The organism is Brevundimonas sp. A19_0, from assembly GCF_017744255.1.
Taxonomy (GTDB): Bacteria; Pseudomonadota; Alphaproteobacteria; order Caulobacterales; family Caulobacteraceae; genus Brevundimonas.
This window is the reverse complement of record NZ_JAGHQP010000012.1, coordinates 82,697-90,677: the sequence shown is the minus strand read 5'-3', so window position 1 is coordinate 90,677 and position 7,981 is coordinate 82,697. Positions and strand designations below refer to the sequence as shown.

Genomic DNA, 7,981 nt, shown 5'->3' with positions numbered 1-7,981 from the left:
TCCTTCCTGATCCGGCTTCCGGACCGGTCCGGCCTCTCCCCGCGAGAGACCGGACCCCCGGAAACCCTCAGGCGGACAACGCCTTCGCACCCCCGTCGTGGTCTCCACGGCGGGGGTGTCGCTTTTGAGGGGTGGGCACTGGACAGTTGCGGCGGAGCGGGGGAAGGGAAGGCCGTGTCCCGTGAATTCATCCCTTCAGCCGCGCTACCGGCGGATGCCACATCCCTCGCGGGACGCCGCTTCCTGATCGCGGGCGCGCCGTACGGCCCCTTTTCATGCGATCTGGCGGGGGCCCTGGAGGACCGGGGCGGCGAGGTTGAGCGGCTGATCCTCAATCTGGGCGACCTTTGGGACTGGAAAGGACGTCGGGGACGCCGTCATCACGGGTCCCTGGACGCCTTTCGACACACCTTGCCGCAGGATCTCCAGGCCTTCACCGATGTGATCGTCTTCGGCGACACCAGTCCCCACGCCCGGACGGTGCTGGCCGAAGCCCGTGCGCAGGGGCTGGGCATCTGGCTGCTGGAGAACGGCTATTTCCGCCCGGACTGGATCACCCTGGAGCGCCACGGCGTGAATGCCGAAAGCTCGGTCCCGAGGGATGCCGACGCCTTCGCGTCGGTCGTGGCTGTCGAGCCGCAGCCTGTACCGGTCGGCCGCATCCTGCCCTGGCATGTCTTTCATATCAGCCGATACTATGTGCTGGAGCTGATCGGGCGCCCCTTCTTTCCGCACTTTCGCCCGGAGTACGACCCGCCCCCCTGGCGGCAGGCCATCGGCCATGTGAGCCGGGCGGCCAAAGTCCGGCGCCTGCCGCCCCGCCGCAGGGTCCAGCGCCTGCTCGACGATCGGACGCCTTTCATTCTGGTCTGCCTGCAGAGGGACGGGGACAGCCAACTGGTCCGGCACTCCGACCTCAGGGACAACAGGACGTTTCTCGGCGCGGTGCTGGACAGCTTCGCCGACCATGCGCCGGAGGACCTGCATCTGGTGGTGAAGGGCCATCCGCTCGACGCTGGCGTCGTCGACCTGGAGCGGGTGACGCACAGCATGGCCCGCGTGCGGGGCGTGGCCGACCGGGTCCACCCCCTGGATGGCGGAAGTCTGGCCGAACTGTGCCGGGCCTCGCGGGGGCTGGTCGTGAATAATTCCAGTGCCGCGCTCTCGGCGCTCGGCTTCGGCACGCCGGTCAAGGTGCTGGGCCGTGCCTTTTTCGACATGGTGGGTCTGACGGATCCCCGCCCGCTCGAGGCCTTCTGGACGGACCAGACGCCGCCGGATGCGGATCTGTTTGCCCGCTTCAGAACCTGGGTCATTGCCAACACCCAGATAAATGGCGGCTTTCATGGGCCGTGCGTTCGACGCCCGACGGCGGAGGCCATCGCCTCGGTGATGGCCAGGTCAGCCAGCGGAGACTGAGGCGCGAGAGCCGGAGTGTGGCCCCCGGGCCACCCTTCGGGCGCTGTCATATCACTGTCATCTTATTGTCGTCGGAGCTTCCCATCCCCGGCCTAGAGGGAGCCCACTGTCATCTTTCGTCGCGCGTGTGCCCAATTCCGGGCCGTTCCGTGGCGAGTCAGCGGGGATACGCAAGACATGCTGAAGAAATTCGCTTACGGCGCCTCGGTCGCCGTACTCATGATGACCGCGGCCACCGCGGTTCATGCCCAGGAAACAACCGGCGCCCTGCGCGGCACCGTGATGGACGACGCCGGTTCGCCCGTGGCCAACGCCACGGTCACCGTGACCCACGTCCCCTCGGGCACCCGTTCGGTCGCCGTCACCGGCCCGAACGGCCAGTACAGCACCCGCGGCCTGCGCGTCGGTGGTCCGTACATGGTTTCGGTCGATGCGGCCGGCCTGTCGGGCACCCGCGAGATCGCCAACATCGGCATCGGTGACGCCTCTGTCGCCGACGTCTACATCTCGGACGGTTCGACCGTCCTGGACGAAGTGGTCGTCATGGGCACCGCCGGCGGCGTCGTGCAGACCGCCATCGGCCCGAACGCCGTCTTCACCGCTGAAGACCTGCAGAACGCTCCGGCCATCAACCGCGACATCCGCGACGTGATCGCCATCGACCCGCGCGTCTACGTCGACGAAGCCTTCGTCGACGCCGTGCAGTGCGGCGGCGCCAACCCGCGCTTCAACAGCCTGACCGTCGACGGCGTTCGCCTGAACGACAACTTCGGCCTGAACTCGTCGGGCTACCCGACCGAGCGCATGCCCTTCTCGTATGACGCCATCCAGCAAGTCGCTGTCGAACTGGCCCCGTTCGACGTCGAATACGGCAACTTCACCGCCTGTAACATCAACGCGGTCACCAAGTCGGGCGGCAACAGCCTGTCGGGCGGCTTCTTCTACGACTACAGCGACAACGAGCTGACCGGTGCCGACCTGGAAGGTCGCTCGGTTGACCTGGGCGTGTTCGAGGAGACCCGCTGGGGCGTCAACGTCGGCGGACCGATCATCCCGGATCGCCTGTTCTTCTTCGCCGCCTATGAAAAGCTGGACGGCGTGAACTTCTTCGACCGCGCTCCGGCCGGTGCCGGCGGCGCCGAAGTGCAGGGCTTCTCGCAAGCCCAGTACGACGAAATCCTTGACATCGCCCGTACCGTTTACGGCTTCGACCCGGGCGGCGTGCCGACCCCGCAGCCGAACGAGGACGAAAAGCTGCTGATCAAGCTGGACTGGAACATTTCCGACCAGCACCGCGCGGCCTTCACCTATAACTACAACGACGGCTTCAACATCACGGAGTCGGACGGTGACTCGGATGAGTTCGAGTTCTCGGGCCACCTCTATGAGCGCGGCGCCGAACTGAACGCCTACGTCCTGCAGGTCTTCTCGGACTGGACCGACAACTTCTCGACCGAGTTCCGCGTCGCCTATTCGACCCTGGACAACCGCCAGATCCCGCAAGGTGGCCTGGATGTCGGTGAAATCCAGATCAACACCTCGTTCGACCACGACAACGACGGCAACGCCTCGCGCGCCATCGTCTACCTCGGTGCCGACGACTCGCGTCACGCCAACGTGCTCAGCTACGAAACCATGAGCTACAAGCTGGGCGGCGCCTACCGGATGGGCGACCACCAGTTCACCTTCGGCTACGAGCGTGAAGAGCTGGACGTGTTCAACCTGTTCGTCCAGCACGTGCAGGGCGAGTTCCGCTTCAACAGCATCAACGACTTCCGCAACGGCCTGGCCTCGCGCGTCTATTACGGCAACGCGGCCTCGCTGGACCCGAACGATGCGGCGGCCAGCTTCGCCTACGCCACCAACACGGCGTACGCCCAGGACGAATGGGTCGTCTCGAACGACCTGACCGTCACCTTCGGCCTGCGCTATGACTGGTACGGTTCGGACGATGAGCCGATCCTGAACCCGAACTTCGTGGCCCGTAACGGCTTTGCCAACACGGCCACCCTGGACGGCAAGGGTCTGCTGCAGCCGCGCTTCGGCTTCCGCTACGACTTCGACGAAAACCTGCAGTTCCGCGGTGGTTTCGGCCTCTATTCGGGCGGCAACCCCAACGTCTGGCTGTCGAACAACTATTCGAACGACGGCATCACCAACATCCAGGTCAACCGTCGCAACATCAACGTCTTCACCGGCACCAGCGGCACGCCGCTGTTCGATATCCCGGATGTCCTGATCGCGGACGTGACCTCGGGCTCGCCGAACGTCGCGACCAACGCCCTGGATCCCGACTTCGACCTGCCGTCGTCGTGGAAGTTCGCCCTGGGCGCGACCTACTGGTTCGACAATGCGTTCCTGGGTGAAGGCGTCCGCCTCGACGTGGACGTGCTGCACTCGACCACCAACGATGCGGCGATCATCAAGGACCTGACCCTTGAGCAGATCGACACCATGGCCGACGGCCGTCCGGTGTACCGTGCCATCGACCGCAGCGACCCCGATTGCGCCGTCGACCCGGCTTCGGCCGCCTGCGCCAGCCGCTCGTTCAACAACGACTTCCTGCTGACCAACACGGACGGCGGATCGCAGACGGTGGTCTCGGCCAGCCTGACCCAGTCGTATGACTGGGGCTTCGACTGGACCCTCGGCTACGCCTACACCCAGGCCGAGGACGTCAACCCGATGACCTCGTCGGTGGCCTTCTCGAACTTCGCCAACGTTGCGGTGTTCGATCCGAACAACCCGGATACGGCCAAGTCGAACTACGAAATCCCGCACCGCATCACCCTGCAGCTCAACTATGAGCGCGAGATCTTCGGCGACTACGCGACCCGCTTCACCCTGTTCGGCCGCGCCAACGAAGGTCGTCCGTACAGCTTCGTCTTCGCCAGCGATGACGGTGACGTGTTCGGTGACAGCGTCGACTTCCGCCACCTGCTGTACATCCCGACCGGTCCGTCGGATCCGAACGTGGTGTTCCAGCCGGGCTTCGACCAGGCCGCCTTCTTCAACTTCATCGACGCCAATGGCCTCGGCAAGTACGCGGGCTCGACCATGCCCCGTAACGCCGTCCAGAGCGGCTGGTGGAGCAAGTTCGACCTGCGGATCGAACAGGAGCTGCCGGGCCTGATGGAGGGTCACCGCACCGCGGCCTTCATCGTGGTTGAGAACCTCGGCAACCTGCTGAACGACGAATGGGGCATCCTGCGTGAAGCCTCCTTCCCGCTGGCCCAGGGTGTGGTTGATGTCGACCGCAACGCCTCCGGCCAGTACATCTTCCAGGAGTACATCCAGCCCGCCGGTCAATCGCGTGTGACGGATGCCTCGCTGTGGGAAGTCCGCGTCGGCCTGCGCTACAGCTTCTAAGCCGTAGCCACAGACTGAAGATCAGGGGCGGGCCGGAAACGGTCCGCCCTTTTTCTTTTTTGCCCTACCGCTCGGCCCGCGGGGCCTCGCTGCTTGAGGGCGTATACTTCCCCCAGCGCTCGCGACGGGGTCGCTCGCTGCTTGAGGGGGAAGCGGTTCATGCCTATCTGGTGCAGCCCGCCGCGATGAAGGATGATCCCCGCATGAGCGTTTTCCCTGTGCCCGCCGAATGGACGCCGCATCGCGCGATGTGGGTCGGCTGGCCCAGCCATGCCGAGCTGTGGGAAGACGACCTGCCGGCGGCCCAGGACGAGGTCGAGGCCCTGGTGCGGGCGCTGGCTGGTCCCGGGCGCGAGCTGGTGCGGCTGATGGTGGGCAAGGCCGAGGCCCTGGACGAAGCCCGGGCGCGCTTTGCCGACGTGGACGGCGTGACCGTGGTCGAGGGCCGGTTCGGCGACATCTGGCTGAGGGACACGGGCCCGATCTTCGGTCAGGGCTCGGCGCGCGCGGCTGCCTTCCGCTTCAACGGCTGGGGCGGCAAATATGAGCTGGAGCATGACGACACGGTCGCCACGCAGATCGGCGAGGCCTCGGGCACGCCGCTCGACCGGCACGATTTCATCATCGAGGGCGGGGCGCTGGATCATGACGGCCGGGGTACGATCCTGACGACGCGCCAGTGCGTGCTGAACCCCAACCGCAATCCGGACTGGACCGAGGCGAAGGCCGAGGCGGCCCTGTCGGACGCGCTCGGCGCGACGCGGGTGGTCTGGCTGGGGGACGGTTTGCTGAACGATCACACCGACGGCCATGTCGACAATCTGGCCCGGTTCGTCGGGCCGGGCATGGTGGCCTGCCCGGTCGGCTGGGGCGAGGACGACCCCAATGCCGATGTCTACGACGCCGCCGCCCGCGCGCTCACAGCCGAGGGCCTGACGGTCATCCGTATTCCCTCCCCCGGCCGGATCGAGGACGAGGACGGCGACCCCATCCCCGCCAGCCACATGAATTTCCTGATCGCCAACGGCGCCGTCATCGTTCCGACCTATGGCGACGAAGGGGCCGCGAGGGCCGCCTGCGGTGCGCTCGCCACCGTATTCTCGGGCCGCGAGATCATTGCCCTGCCGTCGCTGGCCATTCTGACCGGCGGGGGCTCGTTCCACTGCATTTCGCAGCAGGAACCCGCGTGAGGCTGGGTGAAAAGTGCTAGTGAGTGGTGAGTAGGGGGTGGAGCTTGGGCGAGACGCACAGTCATCGAGATCTGAAGGTCTGGCAGATTTCCATGGATCTCGTCGAAACGGTTTACAGGCTCTCGCGCGATTGGCCGAACCACGAACTTTACGGGCTGGTGTCGCAGGTTCGCAGGGCCGCTGTTTCCGTTCCCGCCAACATCGCAGAAGGGGCAGGGAGGCGCAGCACCGGAGAGTTCATCCAGTTCGTCGGCATTGCTCGTGGTTCGATGGCCGAGGTCGAGACGCTGCTCATCCTGGCGGGCAGGCTGGGGTACCTTGACGAACGGACTTTGGAGCATTTGATGGCGGACATTGCTGAAGTCGGACGGATGCTGACCGGCCTGATGCAGTCTCTGCGTGATAGGCAGGCGCGATGACCCGCGCACCGACGAGCTACTCACTACTCACCAGCACTCTTCACCCAAGTACTGCCACATGACCCGTTCCATTTCTGTCGCCGCCATCCAGACCGCGTATGGCGAGGATATGCAGGCCAATATCGACAAGACGATCGACCTTGTACGGGAGGCGGCGTCGAAGGGCGCGCAGGTGATCCTGCCCTCGGAGCTGTTTCAGGGGCCGTATTTCTGTGTGTCGCAGGAAGAGCACTGGTTCGGCACGGCCTATCCGTGGCGCGAGCACCCGTGTGTGACCGCCCTGTCGCCCGTGGCGGCCGAACTGGGCGTGGCCATTCCGGTGTCGATCTTCGAGCGCGAGGGGCCGCACTATTTCAACAGTCTGGTGATGCTGGATGCCGACGGGCGGCCGCTGGGCGTCTATCGCAAGAGCCACATCCCTGATGGCCCGGGGTATCAGGAGAAATACTATTTCCGGCCGGGCGATACGGGCTTCAAGGTCTGGGACACGCGCTTCGGGCGGGTCGGCGTCGGCATCTGCTGGGACCAGTGGTACCCCGAGACGGCGCGCGCCATGATGCTGCAGGGCGCCGAGGTGTTGATGTATCCGACCGCCATCGGCTCAGAGCCGCATGACGATGAGCTCGATACGTCCGAGCCCTGGCGGCGGGCGATGCAGGGGCATGCGGTGTCCAATGTCGTGCCGGTCGTCGGTGCCAACCGCATCGGCCACGAGACGGTGACCGACAAGGGCCAGACCTTCTACGGCCATTCCTTTATCGCCGATCATCGGGGCGATCTGGTCGAGAGTCTGGGCCGGGACGAGGAGGGCGTGCTGGTGCACAGCTTCGACCTCGATTTTCTGGATCGCCACCGGGCGGCCTGGGGCTTTTTCCGCGACCGGCGAACGGACCTTTACGGACCGCTGGTCAGCCCGCGCCCCTGAGGGCGCGCCGCTCGGCCGCGCAGGCCGGGTTTTCGAGCGGATCCAACCGGGCCCGGTCGATCTCGGCTGAGGCACGCCGGATGAGGTCGGTATAGGCGGGATCGGTGCGCACCGCCTGCCAGACGCTGTGACCCAGCCGTTCCCCCGCCGCGACGTCCCGGGGCCAGGCGAGGCCGCAGATCGACAGGCTTTGCCCCATCTGCCGTCCGGTCGCGCGAAGGGCGTCGGCTTGCCCGGGGGCCACCTCGGCCATGGCCTCGGCCCAGATGGTCGCCAGAGCCGCCCCGCCCGACGGGGTCCAGCCATGACCGGCATCGCCGTCCGGCAGACGGACACAGGCCGTGCGGCCGGTGCCGAGGTCGATGGGGCGGGGACGGGCGGTGCGAAGGCGCTGCCACAGGGCCTCTACGTCGCGACTGAGGCGGGTGAACAACTCGATGACGGCGGGCGTATCGGCATCGCCCAGCCGCGTTCCGAGCGCACAGTCAAAATGCTGGGGCGCGAAGACGGGTCGCAGCTCGACATGGCGGATGGCCAGGTACCAGCGGTCGGAGCCGGGGGTTTGCCCCTCCCGCAGCCACACCGCCCGATCGGCAGCGACATCCGCAGCTGTGGGGCCGGCGGCGGGTCGCTGGCCGCCAGCGAGGTCATCGAGGGCT

The 7,981-nt window shown here is 66.2% G+C and carries 6 protein-coding genes; 5 read left to right on the top strand and 1 reads right to left on the bottom strand.

Annotation, left to right across the window (positions count from 1 at the left end; genetic code table 11):
- Window positions 1-174: 174 nt before the first annotated feature.
- From J7346_RS11425 to aguB, 5 genes are all read left to right on the top strand, one after another.
- Complete coding sequence (locus J7346_RS11425; protein ID WP_209120062.1) at window positions 175-1,419, top strand: capsular biosynthesis protein; 1,245 nt, start codon at window positions 175-177, stop codon at window positions 1,417-1,419.
- Between the two features lie 177 nt (window positions 1,420-1,596).
- Window positions 1,597-4,788 (top strand): TonB-dependent receptor, encoded by a 3,192-nt coding sequence (locus J7346_RS11420; protein WP_209120061.1) that lies wholly within the window; start codon window positions 1,597-1,599, stop codon window positions 4,786-4,788.
- Between the two features lie 203 nt (window positions 4,789-4,991).
- Entirely contained in the window at window positions 4,992-5,978 is a 987-nt protein-coding gene (locus tag J7346_RS11415) for an agmatine deiminase family protein (protein ID WP_209120060.1), read from the top strand.
- A gap of 23 nt (window positions 5,979-6,001) precedes the next feature.
- Window positions 6,002-6,397, top strand: coding sequence for a four helix bundle protein (locus J7346_RS11410; RefSeq protein WP_348521501.1), 396 nt, complete (start codon window positions 6,002-6,004; stop codon window positions 6,395-6,397).
- A gap of 58 nt (window positions 6,398-6,455) precedes the next feature.
- Window positions 6,456-7,322, top strand: a complete 867-nt coding sequence (gene aguB / locus J7346_RS11405) for an N-carbamoylputrescine amidase (RefSeq protein ID WP_209120058.1) — start codon at window positions 6,456-6,458, stop codon at window positions 7,320-7,322.
- Here aguB and J7346_RS11400 read toward each other — a convergent pair.
- Window positions 7,306-7,905 carry a hypothetical protein gene (locus tag J7346_RS11400; protein WP_209120057.1) on the bottom strand — a complete coding sequence of 200 codons (600 nt, stop codon included), beginning with the start codon at window positions 7,903-7,905 and terminating at the stop codon, window positions 7,306-7,308. The two genes, aguB and J7346_RS11400, sit on opposite strands and share 17 nt — an antisense overlap.
- Window positions 7,906-7,981: the final 76 nt, after the last annotated feature.

Bases quoted from the DNA above. Each gene is read 5' to 3' on its own strand.
- J7346_RS11420 (WP_209120061.1), top strand. From the start codon at position 1,597: ATGCTGAAGAAATTCGCTTACGGCGCCTCGGTCGCCGTACTCATGATG.
- J7346_RS11415 (WP_209120060.1), top strand. From the start codon at position 4,992: ATGAGCGTTTTCCCTGTGCCCGCCGAATGGACGCCGCATCGCGCGATG.
- aguB (WP_209120058.1), top strand. From the start codon at position 6,456: ATGACCCGTTCCATTTCTGTCGCCGCCATCCAGACCGCGTATGGCGAG.